This window comes from Microbacterium dextranolyticum (assembly GCF_016907295.1).
In the GTDB taxonomy this organism is placed as follows: Bacteria; Actinomycetota; Actinomycetes; order Actinomycetales; family Microbacteriaceae; genus Microbacterium; species Microbacterium dextranolyticum.
Map to the genome: position 1 here is coordinate 1,441,779 of NZ_JAFBBR010000001.1, position 22,819 is coordinate 1,464,597.

A 22,819-nucleotide genomic window follows, 5' to 3' on the forward strand; every position below is an offset into this window, starting at 1 on the left:
CTCCGCCGACGGCGAACACGGGCGGGACCGCCTGCGCGCATCGGTAGATTCGATGGCATAGTCACCCGAACAGGAGCACACACATGGCTGGCGAACCACTGGTCGCGACGAGCGTCTTCGACAGGCTGCTGCGAGACCGCATCATCTGGTTGGGCTCGGAGGTGCGCGACGAGAACGCGAACGAGATCTGCGCCAAGATCCTTCTCCTCGCCGCGGAGGACTCCGAGCGCGACATCTACCTCTACGTGAACTCGCCCGGCGGATCGATCACCGCAGGCATGGCGATCTACGACACGATGCAGTTCGTCCCGAACGACATCGTGACCGTCGGCATCGGCATGGCCGCGTCGATGGGTCAGCTGCTGCTGACCGCCGGCACCAAGGGCAAGCGCTACATCACGCCGAACGCGCGCGTGCTGCTGCACCAGCCCCACGGCGGTTTCGGCGGCACGGCCAGCGACATCCAGACGCAGGCGCAGCTGATCCTCGACATGAAGAAGCGGCTCGCCGAGATCACGGCGTCGCAGACGGGCAAGTCCGTCGAGCAGATCAATGCCGATGGCGACCGCGACCGCTGGTTCACCGCGCAGGAAGCCCTCGAGTACGGCTTCGTCGACCACATCCGCGAGTCGGCCTCCGACGTCGTGGGCGGCGGCGGCACCGAGACCACCAGCGCGAACTGATCCGAAGGAGAACCACGAATGAACACCCCCGCCTTCGGCACCCCGCAGGGACTCGCGCTGCCGGGTCTCATGCCGCAGAGCCGCTACATCCTGCCGCAGTTCGAGGAGCGCACGGCGTACGGCTACAAGCGCCAGGACCCGTACAACAAGCTGTTCGAAGACCGCGTGATCTTCCTCGGCGTGCAGGTCGACGACGCGTCGGCCGACGACGTCATGGCTCAGCTGCTCGTTCTCGAGTCGCAGGACCCGGACCGCGACATCATCATGTACATCAACTCGCCCGGTGGCTCGTTCACGGCCATGACCGCGATCTACGACACGATGCAGTACGTGTCGCCCCAGATTCAGACGGTCGTGCTCGGCCAGGCCGCCTCGGCCGCGTCGGTGCTGCTGGCCGCGGGCGCGCCCGGAAAGCGCCTCGCGCTGCCCAACGCCCGGATCCTCATCCACCAGCCCGCCGTCGGCGAGGCCGGTCACGGGCAGGCATCCGACATCGAGATCCAGGCGGCGGAGATCCTCCGCATGCGCACCTGGCTCGAAGAGACGATGGCGCGGCACACGAACCGCACGCAGGAGCAGGTCAACAAGGACATCGACCGCGACAAGATCCTCTCGGCGAACGAGGCACTCGAGTACGGCATCGTCGACCAGGTGCTGACCTCGCGCAAGCGTCAGCCGGCCGCGATCACGTCCTGATCCGGCACCTCGACACCTGCGGCCCCGACGGTCGGACGTTGTTCCGGCTGTCGGGCCCGCGCTGTGAGGGATGAGAGGTCGCACCGACCGGTGGCGCGTCGCACGTCTCCATCCGGCGACTCAATCCGCCGATGTGTCGGTGGGAGCGGTTAGGCTCGGAGAGCATCCTGAGTGGGACCTGAAGGAGGGGCGTCATGGCTCGGATAGGTGAGAGCGCCGATCTGTTCAAATGTTCCTTCTGCGGCAAGAGCCAGAAGCAGGTCCAGCAGCTGATCGCCGGTCCCGGCGTATACATCTGCGACGAATGCGTCGAGTTGTGCAACGAGATCATCGAAGAGCGCATGGCCGAGTCGGCCGATGGTGCGGTCGCCGAGTTCGACCTGCCCAAGCCCCGCGAGATCTACGCGTTCCTCGAGGAATACGTCGTCGGGCAGGATGCCGCCAAGAAGGCGCTGTCGGTCGCGGTATACAACCACTACAAGCGCGTCCGCGCGCACGGCACCCTGCAGCCGGCCGAGCAACGCGCCGACGAGGTCGAGATCGCCAAGAGCAACATCCTGCTGCTCGGCCCCACCGGTTGCGGTAAGACCTACCTCGCGCAGACGCTGGCGAAGCGCCTCAACGTGCCGTTTGCGGTGGCGGATGCCACGGCGCTCACCGAGGCCGGATACGTCGGCGAAGACGTCGAGAACATCCTCCTGAAGCTGCTGCAGGCCGCGGACTTCGACGTCAAGCGCGCCGAGACCGGCATCATCTACATCGACGAGGTCGACAAGATCGCCCGAAAGGCAGAGAACCCCTCCATCACGAGAGATGTCTCCGGCGAGGGGGTGCAGCAGGCGCTGCTGAAGATCCTCGAAGGCACCGTCGCCTCGGTGCCGCCGCAGGGCGGGCGCAAGCACCCGCATCAGGAGTTCATCCAGATCGACACGACGAATGTCCTCTTCATCGTCGCGGGCGCGTTCGCCGGACTCGAAGAGATCATCTCGTCGCGCGTCGGCAAGCACGGTGTCGGGTTCGGCGCGCCGCTGCAGCAGAAGGGCAAAGAGCTCGACCTGTTCAGCGAGGTCGAGCCGGAGGACCTGCACAAGTTCGGTCTCATCCCCGAGTTCATCGGTCGCCTGCCTGTCGTCACGTCGGTGGCCCCCCTCGACCAGACGGCGCTCATCGAGATCCTCACCGGGCCGAAGAACGCGTTCGTCAAGCAGTATCAGCGCATGTTCGAGCTCGACGGTGCACAGCTCGAGTTCGAGGACGATGCGCTGCGCGCCATCGCCGACCTCGCCGTGGCCCGCAAGACCGGAGCCCGAGGGCTGCGGGCGATCCTCGAAGACGTGCTGGGTCCGATCATGTTCGAGATCCCGTCGCTCGAGGACGTCGCGAAGGTCATCGTCACTCGGGCCGCCGTGACCGACGGCGCAGAGCCCACCCTGGTGCTGGAGCGCAAGCGCAAGAGCGCCTGATCGCCGTGGCGTGGTGACAGCGCAGCCGGAGATCGCGGTTCCGCGAGGATGTCGGAGGCCCGCGCTAGCGTCCACGGCATGACGCGCATCATCTTCGACACCGCCGTATCGCTCAACGGCTGGATCGCCGACGAGGGCAATTCGCTGGACTGGCTCCTCTCCCTCGAGGCGCCGATCGACGCGGAGGTCGCGTTGTTCCCGGATGCCGACGTGTTGGTGGAGGGGTCGACCACGTACGAGTGGGTTCTCGACCACGAGGACCTTCTCGCCCGCCCTGAGAGGTGGCGGGCGCTCTACGGTGATCGGCCCATCTATGTCTTCACGACCCGTGAGCTGCCCGTGCCCCGCGGTGCGGACGTGCGGCTGCGGTCCGGCTCCGTCCTCGACGTGCTGGATGAGATACGCGTGGCGGCAGGTGAGGGGGATGTCTGGGTCGTGGGCGGGGGTGACCTCGCGGGCCAGTTCCTCGACGCCGGGGTGCTCGATGAGATCGCCGTCTCCATCGCGCCGGTGCTGCTCACCGGCGGTGCGCCGCTGCTCCCGCGTCGGCGGAGTGCTGACGGGCTCCGTCTGCGCTCCGCGCAGAGCGTGGGTCCGTTTGCCCGACTCGTCTACGAGGTCATCCGGGAGGCGACCGGCGGAGCGTGTCGCACGTCGCCGTGAGCGCACAGGGGCGGGCGCCCACGGCGACGGGCGTTCAGTCGCCGAGTCCGCGGCGTTTCAGCAGCGGCGCGATCTCGGCATCCCGCCCGCGGAAGTCGCGGTACGCCTCGAGCGGGTCTTTCGAGCCGCCGACGCCGAGAAGGCGCTCGCGGAACCGCCGGCCGTTCTCGCGCGTGAGGCCGCCGGTCTCGCCGAACCATTCGACGGTGTCGGCATCGAGGACCTCGCTCCAGATGTACGAGTAGTAGCCGGCGCTGTACCCGCCCGAGAAGATGTGCTTGAAGTACGTCGACGAGTACCGCGTCGGCACGGCCGGATTGTCCAGACCGATGGCCGCCAGTGCGGATGCCTCGAATGCGGCGACGTCATCCACGGCCGCAGCGTCTTCCGCGCTCAGCGAATGCCAGGCCTGATCGAGCCAGGCCGCGGCGAGGTACTCGCTCGTCGCGAAGCCCTGGTTGAAGGCCTCCGATGCGCGCATCCGCTCGATGACGTCGGTGGGCAGCGCGTCTCCGGTCTCGATGTGCCTCGCGTAGTTCTCGAGGACCTCGGGCCACATGATCCACATCTCGTTGACCTGGCTCGGGAACTCCACGAAGTCGCGGAAGACGGCGGTCCCCGAGAAGTGCGGGTACGTCGTGACGGCGAACAGTCCGTGCAGCGCGTGGCCGAACTCGTGGAACAGCGTCGTCACCTCGTCGAGGGTGAGAAGCGTCGGGCCCGTCGCGGGCCGGGGTACGTTCAGGTTGTTGACGACGACCGGCGCGGTCCCGCGCAGGCGGGACTGCGCGACCAGGGAGTTCATCCAGGCACCACCCTGCTTCGTGTCGCGGGTGTACAGATCGAGGATGAACAGCCCGAGCGGCGAACCGTCGGCGTTGGATACTTCGAACACGCGCGCATCGGGATGATATGCGACAAGATCGGTGCGCTCGTCGAAGGTGATGCCGTACAGCGACGTCGCGGCGAAGAAGACGCCGTCGCGCAGCACGCGCTCGGCCTCGAACCATGGTCGGAGGGCAGCGGTGTCGATGTCGTAGGTCGCCGCGCGCACCTTCTCGGTGACGTACGCCCAATCGTGCGCCTCGACCGGGAACGGCACCGGTTCGGTGTCGTCGACGATCTGCTGCAGCGCGGTCTGCTCACGGCGTGCGTTGGCGGCGGCCGGTACGGCGAGCCGTCGGAGCATGGTCTGCACGGCCTCCGGGGTACCCGCGGTCTCGTCCGAGGTGACGTACGCCGCGTGTGAGGCCGCGCCCAGCAGTTCCGCGCGTTCGGCGCGGAGCCGAACGATCTCGAGCACGGTGTCGCGGTTGTCGTTCGGTCCGCCCCGTGACGCGCGTGAGCGCGACGCCTCGAGGAGGCGGGCACGGCTGTCGCGTCGGGTGAGGCGGGACAGATAGGGATGTCCGGTGAACAGGGTCAGGGTGACGACGTACGCGCCGTCGTGACCGCGATCGGTCGCGGCCTGCGCGGCAGCCGACAGGGCGCCGTCATCCAGCCCGTCGAGCTCGTCGGCCGTCTCGAACAGCACGGCGAGATCGTTCGTATCGGCGAGCAGGTGCTTCTCGAAGGTGCTGCTGAGGGTCGCGAGTCGCGCGTTGAGGTCGCTGAGTCGTGCTTTCGCCTCGTCGTCGAGAGCGGCGCCGGCATGCGTCATCTCGCGGAACCGGCGCTCGACGAGGTAGCGGTCCTCGCCGGTGAGGCCGAGCTCGTCGAGCCGGTCGTGCACGGACTTCACGCGCTGGTAGAGGGCGGCGTCCAGCTGCACCGCGTCGTGATGGGCAGACACCAACGGAGCGAGTCTCTCGTCGATCTCCTGGATCTCCGGAGTGCCATCGGCCGACGACACGGTGTAGAAGGCGCGCGCAACGCGGTCGAGCAGTTCCCCCGAACGTTCGAGAGCGACCATCGTGTTCTCGAACGTGGGCATCGACCTCACCCGCGTGATCGCCGCGATCTCTCGGCGCTGCTGCGCGAATGCTTCGTCGAACGCAGGCAGATAGTGCTCGGGGCGGATGGCCGCATAGTCCGGAAGTGCGTAGGGGAGGGTGGGGGGTGTCAGGAGGGGGTTTTCTGCGGCCATGCATCCAGCCTAGGCCTGAACAATGAAAAGAAATGCTTGCAAAGAATGCGTTGCATAACTATCTTTGCACCATGACATCCCACGACGCCGCTCCGGAGCAGTTCGACTCAGCCCGGCAGGATCGACAGCTCGACACGGGCGCGCTCCGCGCCCTCGCGCACCCCCTGCGAATCGAGATCTACGACCTTCTCTCGCAGCGCGGACCGCAGACGGCGAGCTCGCTGGCGGCCATGACGGGGGAGTCGTCGGGCGCGACGAGTTACCACCTGCGCGAATTGGCCAAGCACGAGCTGATCCGCGAGGTCGACGGACGCGGAACCGGTCGGGAGCGCTGGTGGGAGCGCCCGACGGGCGGGGTCTCGCTCACCAATCCCGAGGCGCTGAGGACTCCGGCGGGCAAGGCTGCCACACAGCTCGTGATGAGCGAGTTCCTGACGCGCAGACACCAGCAGCTGATGCGCTATGTGAATGAGGCCCTTCTGTCCGCGGAGGCGCTGGACGAGTCCGAGGCGATGATCGCGACCTCGACGCTCCGACTGACACGGGAGCAGACCGAGGAGCTTTCGACCGAGCTTCGTGCCCTCATCACGCGCTTCAGCGATCTGTACCGTGACCAGGAGGGCGATGGCGTGCGGGTCGTCAGCGTCCGTACCGATGTCTTCCCCCTTCCCGAGGGTGGGGTCGGATCATGAGCGCATCGTCGGTGTTGGCCACCGGCTCGGCGCCGACTCCGCCGAACGAGAGCGCGCGGCGCCCGCTGGGCCGGGGTTTTCGGACGCTCTGGTCGGCGGCCGTGTTCAGCAATCTCGCCGACGGGCTCGGCCGCACCGCCGTCCCCCTCGTAGCCATCACCCTCACCTCCGATCCCTTCGTCATCTCCGTGCTGACAGCACTCGCGTTCGTGCCGTGGCTGCTGTTCGGTCTGCCGGCCGGCATGATCGTGGACCGTCTGGACCGGCGCTACGTCATGGCATCCGCCAACGTCATCCGCGGTGGTGTGGCGCTCTGGCTGGCAATCCTCGGTGCCTCGGGAGAGCTCGCCCTGTGGGCGCTGTTCGTCGGCACGCTGATCTTCGGGCTCGGTGAGACGCTGTTCGACAACGCCACCAATGCCGTGATCCCGGGCGTCGTCGCTCGCGACCAGCTCGACCGGGCGAACGGCTGGATCCAGGCGGCACAGGGGACGGTCGACAACTTCGTCGCGGCGCCCATCGCCGGTGTGCTGTTCTCCGTCTCCCTCGCGCTGCCGCTGTGGATCGGGTCGGCCGGCTACCTCGTGCCTGTCGTTCTCGCGGTCCTGCTGCCCCTCTCGGCCGCGCGCTCCGTCAGCACGGCGCCCCGATCGTCGACCGATTCCACCTCGCCCGTCAGCACCCGGAGTGCGCTCGCGCATCTGTGGGGTCACCGCTACCTGCGCGCGATGGTGGTGTTCACCTCGCTCACCGGCAGCGCGCTCTCGTTCGCTCAGGCGGCGCTCGTCCTCTTCTTCGTCGACACGATGGCCGTGCCCGCAGCAGGCATCGGCTTCGTGACGGCGGGCATCGGCATCGGAGCTCTGTGCGGCTCGCTCCTCTCGCCCCGCCTCGTCGCACGGTGGGGCCGTGGGCCGGTGATGCTCGCTGCAACATTCACCGGCGGCGTCGGAATGCTGCTGACGGGACTGGCGCCCTCGGTGTGGACGGCCGTGCTCACCTTCGCCCTCGCCGCCTGCACAGTCTCGATCTGGAACGTTCCGTGGGGGAGCCTTCGCCAGCAGATCGTGCCCGCTCAGATGTTCGGCCGCGTCCTCGGCGTGATCCGCACGGTCACGTGGGGGCTGTTCCCCGTCGCGACCCTGCTCGGCGGTCTGGTCGCTCGTGTCGACCTGCGGCTGCCGTTCCTCATCGGCGGGGTCGTGACGTCGCTCGTCGCGCTCGCCGGCGCGCGACTATTGGTGACGGGCACGCGCCGGGCCGGCGCCGAGCGCTGAGACCGCGAGCGTCTCGTCAGGCGAAGTCGTCGTCTTCGTCGTGACGCACCGACACCGAACCATCCGCGCCGAGCTCCACGATGACGCCGGTGTCGAGTTCGGCGACCGGCCGGCCTTCGAGGAAGGTCAGCGTCCACCGGGGGCGTGGCTGCCCGAGGTCGTCGTCCGGGAGGGCGCGGTCCACCGCGGCGATCTGCGGGCGGATCGCCGCGGGCACGGCCGCAGGAGGCTCGTCGCCGCTCGTCCAGCGTGTGCCGAGCTGCATCTCAGGCCTCCGGCGCGAGTTCGACGGAGTCGACCGTGAGGCCGACCGAGCGGGACTCGTCGGTGTGGATCGCGAGCTCAGCGATCCGGCCCACGGCCTTGAGGTCTCCCTCGGCGACGCGCAGCAGATCGGCGGTCACAGGATCGGCCGTGAGGCTGAGCCGCGCGACGGGCGTCTTCTGCGAGGCCTTCGCCTCGGTCTTCGCCCGGCGGATGCCGATCAGCGCCTCGCTGGCGACGCTCAGCACGCGCTCGTCGCCCCAGCCGCCGCGAGGGGCGGGCCATTCGGCGGTGTGGATGGACCCGTCCTCGAACCACGACCAGGCCTCTTCCGCGGCGAACGCGAGCACGGGCGCGAGGAGGCGCAGGAGCGTCGACAGCGCCAGGCGCAGTGCGAGGGCGGCAGATGCCTGATCCGCGTCGGTCTGGTTGTACGCGCGCTCCTTGACGAGCTCGAGGTAGTCGTCGCAGAACGTCCAGAAGAACGCCTCGGTGACTTCCAGCGCCCGCGCGTGGTCGTACGCCTCGAACGCCTTCGTCGCGTCGGCGACCACCCGGTCGAGGGTCGTGAGCATCGCGGCATCCAGTGCGTGGGTCACCTCCGCCCCGTCGGGGACGGGGAAGGACAGCACGAACTTCGCCGCGTTCAGCACCTTGATCGCGAGGCGCCGGCCGATCTTCACCTGTGTCGGATTCTGCGGGTCGAACGCCGCATCCGCCCCGAGCCGGCTGGAGGCCGCCCAGTAGCGCACCGCGTCGGTGCCGTGCTGGTCGAGGATGTCGGCGGGGGTGACGACGTTGCCCTTCGACTTCGACATCTTCTTGCGGTCGGGGTCGACGATGAAGCCGCTGATGGCGGCGTCGCTCCACGGAGCGCGGCCGTCTTCGAGGGCGGAGCGCACCATCGTCGAGAAGAGCCAGGTGCGGATGATGTCCTGGCCCTGCGGGCGCAGGTCGAAGGGAGCCACGAGGTTCCACAGCTCGTCGTCGCGCTGCCAGCCGCCCGCCAACTGCGGGGTGAGGGAAGACGTCGCCCAGGTATCGAAGATGTCCTTCTCGCCCTCGAAGCCGCCGGGAACCCCGCGCTGCGACTCGTCGAAGCCGGGAGCGGTGTCGGTCGTCGGGTCGACGGGCAGCGCCGCCACATCGGCAGTGATGACGCCGCCCTCGATGCGGTCGCCGTTCTCGTCCAGCGGGTACCAGACCGGGATCGGCACGCCGAAGAAGCGCTGGCGGCTGATCAGCCAGTCGCCGGTGAGGCCGTTGGTCCAGTTCTCGTAGCGCACGCGCATGAAGTCCGGATGCCAGTCCATGCCCTGCCCGAGCTCGATGAGCTTCTCGCGGAACGCGGCATCCCGGGCGCCGTTGCGCAGGTACCACTGCCGCGTCGAGACGATCTCGAGGGCGCGATCGCCCTTCTCGTAGAACTTCACGGGGTGGCTGAACGGCTTCGACACCTCGAGCAGCTCGCCCGAGGCCTCGAGCAGCTCGACCATCTTCTTCTTGGCGCTGAAGACCGTGAGTCCGGCGATCTCGGCATAGGCCGCCGTTGCGGCATCCGTCTGGAGGGCGTCCGGCGCCTCGGCGAGGATACGCCCGTCCTTGCCGAGGATCGTGCGGTTGGGGAGGTCCAGCTCGCGCCACCAGATGATGTCGGTCACGTCGCCGAAGGTGCAGACCATCGCGATGCCCGAGCCCTTGTCCTGCTGCGCGAGCGGGTGGGCGAGCACCGGCACCTCGACGTCGAAGACGGGCGTGCGCACGGTCGTGCCGAAGTACGGCTGGTAGCGCTCGTCGCCGGGGTTTGCCACGAGGGCGACGCAGGCGGCGAGCAGCTCGGGTCGCGTCGTCTCGATGTGGATGTCGCCCGAACCATCGGTCTTGTGGAACGCCAGACGGTGGTACGACGCCTGCTGCTCGCGGTCCTCGAGCTCGGCCTGCGCGATCGCGGAGCGGAAGTCGATGTCCCACAGCGTCGGGGCCATCGCCTGGTAGGCCTCGCCGCGCTCGAGGTTCCGCAGGAACGCGAGCTGGCTCGTCCGGATCGTGTCATCGGAGATCGTGCGGTAGGTCTGCGTCCAGTCGACCGACAGGCCGAGCTGGCGGAAGACGTCTTCGAAGGCCTTCTCGTCCTCGATGGTCAGCGCCTCGCACAGCTCGATGAAGTTGCGACGGCTGATCGGCACCTGGTCGGCAGGCTTCAGGCTCTTGGCATCACCGTGGAACGGCGGCTCGAAGTCGGGGTCGTAGGAAAGCGAGGTGTCGCAGCGCACGCCGTAGTAGTTCTGCACGCGGCGCTCGGTCGGCAGGCCGTTGTCGTCCCAGCCCATCGGGTAGAACACGGTCTTGCCGCGCATGCGCTCGAAACGGGTCTTCACATCGGTGTGGGTGTAGCTGAAGACGTGGCCGATGTGGAGGCTGCCCGACGCGGTCGGCGGGGGAGTGTCGACCGAGAAGACACCCGCGCGACCCTTCGCCTTGGCGGCGTCGCGGTCGAACAGGTACGTGCCGGCGGCACTCCACGCGGCATCCCACTTCTGCTCGAGGCCTTCCAGGGCGGGCTTGTCGGGAATCTGCGCGTTCGACATGGGTCTCCTCGAGCGATATGTGCGGCACCGTGTGAGCGTGCCTGAGTGTGTGGGTGCCCAGAAGTCTACCCGCGCCGCGGCCCTGGGCGCGGCGGATGCCCCGCAGGGCGGACTGTGTCGTGGGGCGGGTGGTGCGGCGTCGGATGCCGAGGAGGTGGCGGATTCTGAGGGCGAGATCCCGGCATCGGCTCCTCAGATCGCGTCACTTCCTCGGCATCCGTCGCACATCGCCTCCTCCACAACAGTCTGTTCTCGGTTGTGGCTCACAGATGTGCCCGCGCCACAGAGCGCCGGGGCGCGTTCGGGCCACAGTCGGGTGATGGGCATCGAGCAAGATCTGCGGCGAGCGGGCGGGGTGATGCGCGTGCGTCAGCTGCGCGAGAGCGGTTGGAGTGAGCGCTCGGTGCGCACGGCCGTGACGCACGAGCGACTGCTGCGCCCGCGCAAGGGCTGGGTGGCGCTTCCGGACGCGGATGCACACCTCGTCGCGGCCGCGCGAGCCGGCGTCGTGGTCTCGTGCGTCACTCAGGCCGAGCGCTGGGGGCTGTGGATGCTGCGACCGAGCGAGATCCCGCACGTGGCCGCCCCGCCGCGTTCCGGCGGGGTCCGGGCTCCCCGCGCGGTCGTGCACTGGGCGGAGCCGGTCGTGCCGCGGCATCCGGACGCCCTCGTCGACGAGATCGAGAACGTCCTGTCGCTCGTGGCGCATTGCTTGCCCTTCGAAGAGGCGCTGATCGTGTGGGAGTCCGCCCTCGACAAGAAGTTGGTGTCGCTGCCGGCGCTGCGTCGGCTGCCGTTCCGCGGGGCGGCGCGAGCCGTGTGCGAGCGCGCGAGTCCGTATTCCGGGTCCGGGCTGGAGACCCTCGTCGTCCCGCGCCTGCGATGGATGGGGATTCCGATCACCCCTCAGGCGTGGATCGCGGGGCACCGCGTCGACTTCCTCATCGGCGATCGACTGGTGCTGCAGATCGACGGCGGCACACACGTCGGTGCGCAGCGCACGAGCGACATCGCGCACGATGCCGAGCTCATGCTGCTCGGCTACCACGTCATCCGCGTCGGCTACGCACAGATCGTCGACCGGTGGCACGAGGTGCAGGGCGTCATCATGCGCGCCGTCGCCCAAGGGCTGCACCGGGCGTGAGAAGCGCGCGGTATGTGCGTGGGGCGTGGCGCGGAGGGTGCCCGGGCGTCGCCGATCTCGAGGAGATGACGCGTCGTGAGGAGCCTCAACCCACATTCCCTCCTCGGAACGCGTCATCTCCGCGGCATCCGCCGCCCGCGTGCCCCGACTTGGACTGCCACGCGGTGCGCGAGATCGCGAAGGCGAGGTGAGGCATGTCGACACCGCGGTAGTGGGTGACGAAGGTGCGGCGGACGGTCATCCCGAGACGGATGGCGACGTTCATGGATGCCACGTTCGTCGAGCGCACCTTCGCGTAGACCTCGTCGGTGCCGAGCGTGCGGAACGCCCAGTCGCGACTGGCGGCGGCCGCTTCGACCGCGTAGCCGTTCCCCCAGTGATCGCGCCGGAACAGGTACCCGACTTCGATCGCCTCGTCATCGTCGATGCGCTGCCGTGTGATGCCGCACTGGCCGATCATCTGTCCGCTGGAGCGCAGCACGACGGCCCACATGCCGAATCCGTCGCGGCGATAGCTGTCCTGCATCCGGCGGAGCCAGGCGAGCGACTCGTCGTCCGAGAACGCGCCCTCGTAGGCGACCATCACCTCGGGATCGTGCAGGATCGCCCGGAGCGCGGGGAGGTCTGCGTCGGTCATCTCCCGCAGCGAGAGCCGGTGTGTCTCGAGAACGGCCGTGTCGGATGCGTCGCCCGGCTCGCCGGGGATGACGGGGGTCACTCCGCCACCCGGATGCCGAGAGCCTCGGCCCACGCGGCGGCGTGCCGCTCGAGCTGACCCGGTGAGAACCAGACCCCTGCGAGAGAGCGTGCGTCCGTGAACGCGAGCGCCTCGAGTCCGCGGAGGTCGAGATGTGTGGTGCGCAGTCCACGCGTGTCGACGTCGTCGGCGCGGCATCCCTCGAACGAGACCCGGTTCACACGCGCCTCGGGAAGGTCGATCGTGCCGAAGCGGCAGTCGACGAAGCGGACGTCCTCGATCTCGCCGGACGCGAGGGAGAGATAGTCGATGTGCACGCCGCGGAGCACGACGCTCTCCCACCGGGTGCGCAACCCGTCGATCGAGGCGATCCGCCCGCCGGTGATCGCCACGTTCCGCCACCTGCCGTCGCGGGCACCCAGCGCGACGGCGCGCAGATCGTCGATCTCGACGTCGACGAGGCTCGCCCCGGTCACATCAAGCCGTCCGACGGATGCCGCAGCGATCCGCGCCTCCGCGAGACGGCCGTGCGAGGCATCCACATCGCCGCTCAATCCGATGACCTCGACCGCGAGCAGGTCCGCCCGCGGCTCGAGTCCGACGTGCTCCTCGAGGTGATGCGGGATATCGGGCGTGCCGACCCGCGGTGCGGCGGGGAGAACGGGGCGAGCTGCCATGTCCCGAGCCTAGGTGCGCGTCGGACGAGGCCGGTGCGCCGGGGAGGGATGGAGTGCGTGCGAGAGTGCGTGCCTGCGCTGCGTGAGCGTGTGTCGGATGCTGAGGAGGTGTCGGATGCCGAGGAGGTGTCGGATGCTGAGGAGGTGTCGGATGCTGAGGAGGTGTCGGATGCTGAGGAGGTGTCGGATGCCGAGGATAGAAAACCGGGCGCGGCTCCTCGGATGGCGACATCTCCTCGGCATCCGTCCATCTCGGGCGCGCCACGAGCCCCCCGCGCTCCTCGACCGCGCACCTCCGGCGCACCCTGCCCGCGCGCTGGGCCACCCACCCCCAGCCGTCCACAGCCCCGGTATGATGGGCTGACCAGTATCGATCCGGCCATCACCGGGGAGCTCGCGGAAGAACGCCCCTCGGGGCCGGTAGAACCGCGCGGGGCAGGCCCGTCACAGCCGTTGCACGAGAGACCGGCCCGGATGCCCGGGGGCGGTAAGCGGGGTGGTACCGCGGTCGACGCGAAAGCGCAGATCGTCCTCGCAGGAAGCACTGCACACGCACGAGCCCCTGCTGGAGTGACATGACCTACCCCCGCCCCTCGACCGCCGCGTCGTCGGAGTCGGCCTTCGGGCCGGCCGCCGATGTCGTCTCGCCGAGCCCCCGCTTTCCCGACATCGAGCGCGAGGTGCTCTCGTTCTGGGAGCGCGACGACACCTTCCGCGCCTCGATCGCGCAGCGCGACGGCGCTCAGGAGTGGGTGTTCTACGACGGGCCGCCGTTCGCCAACGGCCTGCCGCACTACGGGCACCTGCTCACCGGGTACGCGAAGGACCTGTTCCCGCGGTTCCAGACGATGCGCGGCAAGAAAGTCGACCGCGTCTTCGGGTGGGATACGCACGGCCTTCCCGCCGAGCTCGAGGCGATGAAGCAGCTCGGCATCACCGAGAAGAGCGAGATCGAAGAGATGGGCATCGGCGTGTTCAACGCCAAAGCCCGCGAGTCGGTGCTCGAGTACACCCAGCAGTGGCAGGACTACGTCACCCGCCAGGCACGCTGGGTGGACTTCGAGCGCGGCTACAAGACCCTCGACACCGGCTTCATGGAATCGGTCCTCTGGGCGTTCAAGAGCCTGTGGGACAAGGGCCTCGCCTACGAGGGGCACCGCGTTCTGCCGTACTGCTGGCGCGACGAGACCCCTCTCTCGAACCACGAGCTGCGCATGGACGACGACGTCTACAAGATGCGGCAGGACCCGTCGGTCACCGTCACGTTCCCGCTCGTCGGCGCGAAGGCCGAGGCTCTCGGCCTCACCGGAGTCCGCGCCCTCGCCTGGACGACGACCCCCTGGACGCTCCCGACGAACCTCGCGCTCGCCGTCGGGCCCGAGATCGAGTACGTGGTCGTGCCCGGCGGCCCGAACGGCGCCGCCGACGTCTACGACGACGCGGTCGAAGCCGAGGCGCACCGCTACCTCTTGGCATCCGATCTGCTGGGGAACTACGCGAAGGACCTCGGCTACGAGAACGCCGCCGAGGCGGCGGAGGCCGTCGAGCGCACGCTCGTGGGCGCCGATCTCGCCGACGTGCACTACGACCGGCTCTTCGACTATTACGCGGATGCCGAGGTGTGGAACACCGGCGATGCCTGGCGGATCCTCGTCGACGACTACGTCACCACGACCGACGGCACGGGCATCGTCCACCAGGCTCCGGCCTACGGTGAAGACGACCAGCGCGTGACGGCGGCCGCGGGCATCCCGCTCATCATGAGCCTCGACGACGGGGGGCGCTTCCTGCCGCAGGTGTCCGATGTCGCGGGCGAGCTGTGGATGGATGCCAACCGCCCCCTGATCCGTCTGCTGAAGGCGGAAGGACGTCTGCTGCGCGAAGCCTCGTACGAGCACTCGTACCCGCACTGCTGGCGCTGCCGTAACCCTCTCATCTACAAGGCGGTCTCCAGCTGGTTCGTGCGCGTCACCGAGATCAAGGACGATCTGCTCGCGGCCAACGAGCAGATCACCTGGGCGCCGGAGAACGTCAAGCACGGCCAATTCGGCAAGTGGCTCGAGGGCGCGCGCGACTGGTCGATCAGCCGCAACCGCTTCTGGGGTTCGCCGATCCCGGTGTGGAAGAGTGACGACCCGGAGTATCCGCGTGTCGACGTGTACGGGTCGCTCGCCGACCTCGAGGCCGACTTCGGGACCCTTCCCCGCAATGAGGCGGGCGAGGTGGACCTCCACCGCCCGTACATCGACGACCTGACGCGCCCGAACCCCGACGACCCGACCGGGCGCTCCACGATGCGCCGCATCGAGGACGTGTTCGACGTGTGGTTCGACTCGGGCTCGATGCCCTACGCGCAGGTGCACTACCCGTTCGAGAACCAGGAATGGTTCGACGCGCACGCCCCGGCCGACTTCATCGTCGAGTACATCGGGCAGACGCGCGGCTGGTTCTACGTCATGCACGTGCTCTCGGTGGCACTGTTCGGTCGCCCGGCGTTCTCGGGCGTCGCGTGCCATGGCATCGTGCTCGGCAGCGACGGGCAGAAGATGTCGAAGTCGCTGCGAAACTACCCGGACGTCAGTGAGGTCTTCGACCGCGACGGGTCGGATGCCATGCGCTGGTTCCTCATGGCATCCTCGGTCCTGCGCGGCGGCAACCTCGTCGTCACCGAGGAGGGCATTCGCGCGGGCGTCCGCGAGTTCCTGCTGCCGCTGTGGAACACGTGGTACTTCTTCGCGACCTACGCCAATGCCGCGGCCGGCCCCGACGGCGCCGGCTACGAGGCCCGCTGGCGCACCGACTCGACCGACGTGCTCGACCGGTACATCCTCGCGCTCACCGGCGATCTCGTCCGCGACGTCGCCACCGACCTCGAGGCGCTCGACTCGACGACCGCCGCCGCACGCCTGCGCGACTTCGCCGAGGCGCTGACGAACTGGTACATCCGCCGCTCGCGGGACCGCTTCTGGGTGGGCGTGGGCTCGGACGAGGCATCCACCGAGGCATTCGACACGCTCTACACGGTGCTCGAGACCCTCACCCGCGTCGCCGCGCCGCTGCTTCCCCTCGTCTCCGAGCGGGTCTGGCAGGGGCTCACCGGCGGACGCAGTGTGCACCTCGAGGACTGGCCCGACGCGGATGCCTTCCCCGCCTCGCCCGAGATCCGCACGGCGATGGACGCTGTCCGCGAGGTCTCGTCGGTCGCGAACGGCCTCCGGAAGAAGGAGGGCAAGCGCGTGCGCCTGCCCCTCCCGAAGCTCACGGTCGTCGCGACCGATGCGGGCGCCCTGGCGCAGTTCGACGCGATCCTGCGGGACGAGCTCAACGTCAAGGGCGTCGAGCTCATCGAGTTCACCGGGCAGTCGTACGAGCAGTACGGCGTCGCCGAGCGGCTCGTCATCAACGCGCGCGCCGCCGGGCCGCGCCTGGGCAAGCGCATCCAGCAGGTCATCCAGGCCGCGAAGGCGGGCAACTGGCGCTGGGAAGACGGCCGCGGTTATGTCGTGGAGACCGCCGACGGCGAGGTCGAGATGCTCGAGACCGAGGCATCCACCGATACGGATGCCTCCGGACGCCCCGACGGCGAAGCGCTCGGCATCCTCTCGCTCCGAGACGGCAGCGGCTTCGTCCTGCTCGATACGACGACGACTCCCGAGCTCGAGGCCGAGGGACTTGCGCGCGACGTGATCCGCGCCGTGCAGGACACCCGCAAGGCCGCCGATTTCGCCGTCAGCGACCGCATCCGGCTGCAGCTGCTGTTCTCGGCGCACGAGGACGCGGATGCCGTGGCATCCGCCTTCGCGGTCGCCGACGTGGCGGGGGAGACCCTCGCGGTCGACTACGCGGTGGTGTCGCCGGACGGCGTGGCCCTCCACGGCGAGGGATCGGTGCTCGCCTCGGCGCAGACCATCGACGCCGACCACACCGCCGTCGTGGCGGCGGGCACCTATGCCAACGCGGGCGAGTTCACGATCGCCGTGACCCGGATCGGAGGAGCGGTATGAGCAACCGCGATCGTGCCGACGCCGTGTACGCGGCGCTGCTGACCCGGCAGGGCGAGCAGTGGGTGCAGCCGCGCGTGGAGCGCACCCGGCGGGTGCTCGAGCTGCTCGACGATCCGCAGCGCACCTATCGGGTGATCCACGTCACCGGGACCAACGGCAAGACGTCGACGGCGCGGATCGCGGAGTCGATCGTGCGCGCCCACGGTCTGCGAACGGGGCTGTTCACGAGCCCGCATCTGGAGCGGTTCACCGAGCGCATCATGATCGACGGCGAGCCCATCGACGACGCGCTGATCGCGGATGCCTGGAACGAGATCGAGCCGTTCGTCGACCTCGTCGATGCGGAGCTCACGGCCGCGGGCGATGCGCAGCTGACCTTCTTCGAGCTCCTCACGGTGCTCGCCTTCGTCGCGTTCGCCGATGCCCCCGTCGACGTCGCGGTCGTGGAGGTCGGCATGGGCGGGTCGTGGGATTCGACCAACACCGCCGACGGTGACGTCGCTGTCTTCGCACCGATCGACATCGACCACGCCGACAAGCTCGGCGAGACGATCGGTGAGATCGCGACCGTGAAGTCGGGGATCATCAAGGACGGCGCCGCGGCGGTGTCGGCGGTGCAGGATCCGGCGGCGCTCACGGTGCTGCAGCAGGCGTCCGTCGCGTGCGACGCATCGCTCGCGGTCGAGGGCGATGCGTTCGCCCTCACGTCGCAGCGGCTCGCGGTCGGCGGTCAGCAGATCGGCGTTCGCGGGCTCGCGGGCTCGTACGAAGATCTGTACCTGCCGCTCTACGGCGCGCACCAGGGTCACAACGCGGCGCTCGCGATCGCGGCGGTCGAATCTCTCATCGGCGCCGGATCACAGCCGATCGCCGGGGACGTGCTCGCGGACGGCCTCGCCCAGGTCACCTCGCCCGGGCGACTGCAACTCGTCGGCGTCGCGCCGACCGTGCTGGTCGACAGCGCGCACAACCCGCACGGCGCACGCGCTCTCGTCGCGGCGCTCGGCGACTCGTTCGATTTCGACGAGTGGGGCGTCGTCCTGGGGGCGTTCGCCGATAAGGACATCGCGGGCATCGTCTCGACCATCGCACCGGCCGCGACGCATGTGTTCGCGACGGCCCCCGACTCGGAGCGTGCGGCCGAGGCCGACGCGGTGGCCGACCTCGTCGAGGTCACAGGCACCCCCGTCACCGTGCACCGCGATCTGGCGGAGGCCGCCGAGGCCGCGCGCGCATGGGCCGCGAGCGGGCAGCGGCGAGCGGTGCTGATCGCCGGCAGCGTCCTGCTCGCCGGTGAGGCACTCCAGCTCGCCGCCGAAGAGGACTGGAAGAGCGGACTGGCGACATGACGGATGCCACGGAGGATGAACCCGCCGCACGCGCGCCGCGTGTGCGCCGCCGCCGCGGCGCCGCCGAGTCGCTCGCCTCGGTCGTGCTCGGGTTCGAGTCGATCATCGTCTTCCTCGGCGGGCTCGCCGTGTACGGGCTCGGGGCGCTTCCCGATGCGATCCCCGATGTCTGGGGAATCGTCGGGGGAGTGGCCCTCGCCGTCTTCATGGTCGCGACGACCGCGGTGCTGCGGCACCGGTGGGGAATCGCGCTCGGGTGGGTGTGGCAGGCGCTGATCGCGCTCGCGGCGTTCCTCGTGCCCGCTCTGGTGATCGTGGCGGTCATTTTCGGTGCCATGTACGCGTATGCGACGATCAAGGGCGGAACGCTCGACCGCCGAAACGCGGCCCCCGCCGCACCGAACAACGGAGACTGACATGCCCACCGAAGAGACCCTCGTCCTCGTCAAGCCCGACGGAGTCGCGCGCGGCCTCACCGGCGCGATCCTCGCCCGCATCGAGGCGAAGGGATACGCCCTCGTCGACATCAAGCTCGTCGAGCCCGACCGTGACGTGCTCGAGCAGCACTACGCCGAGCACGCCGGCAAGCCCTTCTACGAGCCGCTCGTCGAGTTCATGATGTCGGGCCCGTCGGTCGCGATCCGCCTCGCCGGCAACCGCGTGATCGAGGGCTTCCGCTCGCTCGCCGGCACGACGGACCCGACGACGGCCGCCCCCGGCACGATCCGCGGCGACTTCGGCCGCGACTGGGGCCTGAAGGTCCAGCAGAACCTCGTGCACGGCAGCGACAGCCCCGAGTCGGCGGCGCGAGAGCTCGCCATCTGGTTCTGACCTCTGCCGTGTCGCGCCGGTGAGCGGCGCGACACGCACGGACGAGGCGCCGCGAGTCGAGAGGGATGCCACGGCATCCGTCCGACGCTCGGCGCCTCTTCTGTGCATGCGCGCGGAACGTTGCGCGAGGAGATGCGCGGAGCCCCGCGCGGAGGCGTGTCAGATGACGCCTCGCGTCAGAAGATCACGTCGAGCAGCTGCGGCACGGCGTCGAGCCGCAGCTGGGCGAGCAGCAGGACGAGCGCGTACGTCACGAACGCCATGAGCGGCACCCACGGCGCGAGTCTCGCCCCGACGGCGCGGACGCGGGGCGAATCCGACACGACACCCGAGCGGAACAGGTGCACGACGACGGCGTAGAACGTCGGGATCGTCACGAGCCACGTGACCATGCACCACGGGCAGAGCGTGCCGAGCACATAGATGCTCTGGCCGATGAGCCACAGCACGAAACCGAAGGCGAAGGTGATGCCCGCCGCGAACGCCCACCAGAACCAGCGGGCGAATCGCGCGCCGGCCAGCACGGCGGCGCCGACGACGATGGGCGCTATCCATCCGGTCAGCCCGATGAGGGGGTTCGGAAAGCCGAACACGCTGCCCTGCCACGAGTTGAGGTTCGCGGTGCACTGCACGACGATGCTGAAATCGCAGGTCGCCCCACCGGCATCGGGGTTCATCAGCGCGTGGAACTTCTCCGTCGTCAGTGCGAACGCGGCGATCCAGCCGATCAGCCCGGCGACGATGAGCCAGATGGCCAGGGCGGTCGGACGGCTCTCGACGGTGCGGTGGGGCATGCCGGAATTATCCCATCGGGCGGCTATGCAGCGGCCGAACGCGGCAGCGATGCGGAATGCCTCCGCACAATATCCGGCCGGAAGTGCGATAATGATGCCCGATGACCGCGCGGCCGCGCCGCGCACGGGTCATCACCGAAGACTTCAGGGCGATGAGCGCCCTTCGCAGTACGAGCCCCGCCGCAGAGCGGGTGAGGCTGCAGACCGTATGAGTACGCGGCACCTCCGGACCGGAGCGTCACCGCCAGATTCGCCCGGGCCGGCCCGCGGAGCCGCCCGCAAGGAGTGAGCCAGAGAATGGCCGATGAGCACAACGATCACACCGACACCACGCCGACCGCGGAGCAGCCGCTGACGACGGAGACCGCGCCCACCACGGACGAGACGGAGGTCGTCGCCGAGGCGGACGCCCTCGTCGCGGCCGAGGAGAGCGCCGACACGGCCGCCGTCGCAGACGCGGAGAGCATCGTCGACGACGCGGCGATCACCGAACAGGTCGATGAGGAATCCGTCGTCGCCGACGCCGAGCAGATCACGGATCAGGCCGCCGAGACCACCCAGGTCGAAGCCCAGCCCGAGGTCGAGGCCGACCCCGTCGTTTCCGAAGAGACAAGCGCCGTCCGCACAGACGACGCGCCGGTGACGGCTGAGCCGTCGCCTGCGGATGCCGAGGCGGAGACGGACCCGACGGATGCCGCGGATCCGGGCCCCGAGGGCGCCGTCGCCGAGCCGGCGCCGAAGCCCGAGCCCGTGACGGCGGTGTCCCTCGGCCTGCTGCCGGCGGAGTTCGTGTCGCAGGTGTCGACGCAGCTGATGTTCTACGCGCCCGAGATCGTGGCGCTGCCCGCTCGGCCCGGTCGCCCCGTCGAGGACCGCGACGACCAGGCATCCGAGTCGGGATCGAGCGCACGTCGTCGCAACCGGCGCCGCGGCGCGGCGAGCCCCGCGGAGAACGAGGATCAGCCCGCGGCTCCCGAGCGCGGCGGGCGTCAGCCCCGCCAGCGCGCGGTCGAACTCATCACCGAGCCGCAGCGCATCAAGGGCTCGACGCGCCTCGAGGCCAAGAAGCAGCGTCGTCGCGACGGGCGCGAGGCCGGTCGCCGTCGCACCGTCGTCACCGAGGCCGAGTTCCTCGCCCGCCGTGAGGCCGTCGACCGCGACATGATCGTCCGCTCGAAGAACGGTCGCATCCAGATCGCGGTGCTCGAGGACAACGTCCTCGTCGAGCACTACGTCGCCCGCAGTCAGGAGTCCTCGCTCATCGGCAACGTCTACCTCGGTCGCGTGCAGAACGTGCTGCCGTCGATGGAGGCCGCGTTCGTCGACATCGGACGGGGTCGCAACGCCGTCCTGTATTCCGGCGAGGTCGACTGGGACGCCGTCGAGACCGGCAACCAGCCGCGCCGCATCGAGCTGGCGCTGAAGTCCGGCGACCGGGTGCTCGTCCAGGTGACGAAGGATCCGGTGGGCCACAAGGGTGCACGCCTGACGAGTCAGATCTCGCTGCCGGGCCGCTACCTCGTGTACGTGCCGGGCGGGGCGATGAACGGCATCTCCCGCAAGCTCCCCGACACCGAGCGTGCGCGCCTCAAGCGGATCCTCAAGGAGGTGCTGCCCGAGTCGAGCGGCGTCATCGTCCGCACGGCGGCCGAGGGTGCCACCGAAGACCAGCTGACCCGCGACGTGCAGCGTCTCACCTCGCAGTGGGAGCACATCTCCGCACAGGTCCAGTCGCAGCAGGCTCCGGCGCTGCTGCATTCCGAGCCCGACCTGCTGGTCAAGATCGTCCGTGACGTCTTCAACGAGGACTTCTCGAAGATGCTCATCCAGGGCGAGGACGCGTACCAGACCATCACGTCGTACCTCACCGGTGTCGCCCCCGACCTCCTCGAGCGCATCGAGAAGTACGAGGACGATCAGGACCCGTTCGACCGGTTCCGCGTGACCGAGCAGATCGAGAAGGCGCTCGATCGCAAGGTGTGGCTGCCCTCCGGTGGCTCCCTTGTGATCGACCGCACCGAGGCGATGACCGTCGTCGACGTCAACACCGGCAAGTTCGTCGGCTCGGGCGGCAACCTCGAAGAGACCGTCACGAAGAACAACCTCGAGGCGGCCGAAGAGATCGTGCGCCAGCTGCGGCTGCGCGATATCGGCGGCATCATCGTCGTCGACTTCATCGACATGGTCCTCGAATCCAACCGCGACCTCGTGCTGCGCCGGCTCATCGAATGCCTGAGCCGCGATCGCACGAAGCACCAGGTCGCCGAGGTGACCTCCCTCGGCCTCGTGCAGATGACCCGTAAGAAGCTCGGGCTCGGTCTTCTCGAGACTTTCAGCGAGGCCTGCGACGTCTGCGCGGGACGCGGCGTGGTCGTCCACCACGACCCGGTCGTCAAGCACCGCAGCACCACGCCGTCGAACGGCTCGTCCGGGGGCCGCCGCTCCCGGGGCGCGTCCGCGCCCTCGTCCGCACCGGCCACCGGGGGCACGCACGTCATCACCGAGGGGGCGAAGTCCGCTCTCGCGGCGATCGCCGCCTCCACCATCCACCCCACGCCCGAGGAAGCGGCCGCTCCGGTCCTGATCGACCTCGAAGAGCCCGTCGAGCGTCCCAAGAAGGTGCGTCGCAAGCGCGGCGAGGGATCGCGGTCGACGGCCGCGGCAGATCGTGCCCCGCGCGCGGATGCCGATGCGCCCAAGACCGAGAAGGATCTGCTTCTGGATTCGGTGCTCAGCGCTCTGCCCGAGCCGAAGGCGCCGGGCCAGGGGCGTGCGCGTCGTCGCGTGACGACGGCGGCCCTCAGCGGCACGCCCGTGTCGGCTACGCCCGCACCGGAGCCCGACGCGCAGAGCTGATCGACGGAACCGAGCGTCGGAGGGGAAGGCGGCATCCGTGTCGTCTTCCCCTGCG

18 protein-coding genes are annotated in these 22,819 nt (G+C 69.2%); 12 read left to right on the top strand and 6 right to left on the bottom strand.

What is annotated here, in order from left to right; all coding sequences use genetic code 11:
- Positions 1 to 83: 83 nt before the first annotated feature.
- From JOE64_RS06580 to JOE64_RS06595, 4 genes are all read left to right on the top strand, one after another.
- Positions 84 to 683 carry an ATP-dependent Clp protease proteolytic subunit gene (locus tag JOE64_RS06580; RefSeq protein ID WP_204963513.1) on the top strand — a complete coding sequence of 200 codons (600 nt, stop codon included), beginning with the start codon at positions 84 to 86 and terminating at the stop codon, positions 681 to 683.
- Positions 684 to 701: 18 nt separating this feature from the next.
- A complete protein-coding gene (locus JOE64_RS06585; RefSeq protein ID WP_204963514.1) occupies positions 702 to 1,379 on the top strand; it encodes an ATP-dependent Clp protease proteolytic subunit in 678 nt (225 codons plus the stop codon).
- Between the two features lie 194 nt (positions 1,380 to 1,573).
- Positions 1,574 to 2,842 (top strand): ATP-dependent Clp protease ATP-binding subunit ClpX, encoded by a 1,269-nt coding sequence (gene clpX, locus JOE64_RS06590; RefSeq protein WP_204963515.1) that lies wholly within the window; start codon positions 1,574 to 1,576, stop codon positions 2,840 to 2,842.
- Between the two features lie 78 nt (positions 2,843 to 2,920).
- The gene (locus JOE64_RS06595) at positions 2,921 to 3,505 is read left to right on the top strand and encodes a dihydrofolate reductase family protein (protein ID WP_204963516.1); all 585 of its coding nucleotides are present in this window, start codon (positions 2,921 to 2,923) and stop codon (positions 3,503 to 3,505) included.
- A 34-nt stretch (positions 3,506 to 3,539) separates the two neighbouring features.
- Here the strand turns inward: JOE64_RS06595 and JOE64_RS06600 are convergent, their stop codons facing one another.
- Positions 3,540 to 5,591 carry a M3 family metallopeptidase gene (locus tag JOE64_RS06600; protein ID WP_204963517.1) on the bottom strand — a complete coding sequence of 684 codons (2,052 nt, stop codon included), beginning with the start codon at positions 5,589 to 5,591 and terminating at the stop codon, positions 3,540 to 3,542.
- Positions 5,592 to 5,662: 71 nt separating this feature from the next.
- Between JOE64_RS06600 and JOE64_RS06605 the strand changes: the two genes are divergently transcribed.
- A complete protein-coding gene (locus JOE64_RS06605) occupies positions 5,663 to 6,283 on the top strand; it encodes an ArsR/SmtB family transcription factor (protein ID WP_204963518.1) in 621 nt (206 codons plus the stop codon).
- Positions 6,280 to 7,560, top strand: coding sequence for an MFS transporter (locus JOE64_RS06610; RefSeq protein ID WP_204963519.1), 1,281 nt, complete (start codon positions 6,280 to 6,282; stop codon positions 7,558 to 7,560). Before JOE64_RS06605 ends, JOE64_RS06610 begins: the two co-directional genes overlap by 4 nt.
- A 16-nt stretch (positions 7,561 to 7,576) precedes the next feature.
- Here JOE64_RS06610 and JOE64_RS06615 read toward each other — a convergent pair whose 3' ends face one another.
- Complete coding sequence (locus tag JOE64_RS06615; protein WP_204963520.1) at positions 7,577 to 7,825, bottom strand: hypothetical protein; 249 nt, start codon at positions 7,823 to 7,825, stop codon at positions 7,577 to 7,579.
- A 1-nt stretch (position 7,826) separates the two neighbouring features.
- The gene (gene valS, locus JOE64_RS06620) at positions 7,827 to 10,412 is read right to left on the bottom strand and encodes a valine--tRNA ligase (RefSeq protein WP_204963521.1); all 2,586 of its coding nucleotides are present in this window, start codon (positions 10,410 to 10,412) and stop codon (positions 7,827 to 7,829) included.
- A 319-nt stretch (positions 10,413 to 10,731) separates the two neighbouring features.
- On the opposite strand from valS, the gene JOE64_RS06625 reads away from it, so the two are divergent.
- Positions 10,732 to 11,556, top strand: a complete 825-nt coding sequence (locus JOE64_RS06625) for a DUF559 domain-containing protein (protein ID WP_204963522.1) — start codon at positions 10,732 to 10,734, stop codon at positions 11,554 to 11,556.
- Between the two features lie 85 nt (positions 11,557 to 11,641).
- Here JOE64_RS06625 and JOE64_RS06630 read toward each other — a convergent pair whose 3' ends face one another.
- Together JOE64_RS06630 and JOE64_RS06635 are read right to left on the bottom strand one after the other, a co-directional pair.
- Complete coding sequence (locus JOE64_RS06630) at positions 11,642 to 12,274, bottom strand: GNAT family N-acetyltransferase (protein WP_271202552.1); 633 nt, start codon at positions 12,272 to 12,274, stop codon at positions 11,642 to 11,644.
- Positions 12,271 to 12,930, bottom strand: coding sequence for a hypothetical protein (locus JOE64_RS06635; RefSeq protein ID WP_204963523.1), 660 nt, complete (start codon positions 12,928 to 12,930; stop codon positions 12,271 to 12,273). Before JOE64_RS06635 ends, JOE64_RS06630 begins: the two co-directional genes overlap by 4 nt.
- 575 nt (positions 12,931 to 13,505) lie before the next feature.
- Here JOE64_RS06635 and ileS point away from each other — a divergent pair.
- The 4 genes from ileS to ndk are packed head-to-tail and all read left to right on the top strand — an operon-like array spanning position 13,506 to position 19,114.
- Positions 13,506 to 16,934: an isoleucine--tRNA ligase gene (gene ileS / locus JOE64_RS06640; RefSeq protein ID WP_204963524.1), complete on the top strand. Its 3,429-nt coding sequence runs from the start codon at positions 13,506 to 13,508 to the stop codon at positions 16,932 to 16,934.
- Entirely contained in the window at positions 16,931 to 18,283 is a 1,353-nt protein-coding gene (locus JOE64_RS06645) for a bifunctional folylpolyglutamate synthase/dihydrofolate synthase (RefSeq protein ID WP_204963525.1), read from the top strand. Before ileS ends, JOE64_RS06645 begins: the two co-directional genes overlap by 4 nt.
- Entirely contained in the window at positions 18,280 to 18,699 is a 420-nt protein-coding gene (locus tag JOE64_RS06650) for a DUF4233 domain-containing protein (RefSeq protein ID WP_204963526.1), read from the top strand. Before JOE64_RS06645 ends, JOE64_RS06650 begins: the two co-directional genes overlap by 4 nt.
- 1 nt (position 18,700) lies before the next feature.
- On the top strand, positions 18,701 to 19,114 hold the full coding sequence (gene ndk, locus JOE64_RS06655; RefSeq protein ID WP_204963527.1) for a nucleoside-diphosphate kinase: 414 nt from the start codon (positions 18,701 to 18,703) through the stop codon (positions 19,112 to 19,114).
- Between the two features lie 176 nt (positions 19,115 to 19,290).
- Here ndk and JOE64_RS06660 read toward each other — a convergent pair whose 3' ends face one another.
- Positions 19,291 to 19,908, bottom strand: coding sequence for a vitamin K epoxide reductase family protein (locus JOE64_RS06660; RefSeq protein ID WP_204963528.1), 618 nt, complete (start codon positions 19,906 to 19,908; stop codon positions 19,291 to 19,293).
- Positions 19,909 to 20,205: 297 nt separating this feature from the next.
- Here JOE64_RS06660 and JOE64_RS06665 point away from each other — a divergent pair, with 297 nt between their 5' ends.
- Positions 20,206 to 22,764 carry an Rne/Rng family ribonuclease gene (locus JOE64_RS06665; RefSeq protein ID WP_204963529.1) on the top strand — a complete coding sequence of 853 codons (2,559 nt, stop codon included), beginning with the start codon at positions 20,206 to 20,208 and terminating at the stop codon, positions 22,762 to 22,764.
- Positions 22,765 to 22,819: the final 55 nt, after the last annotated feature.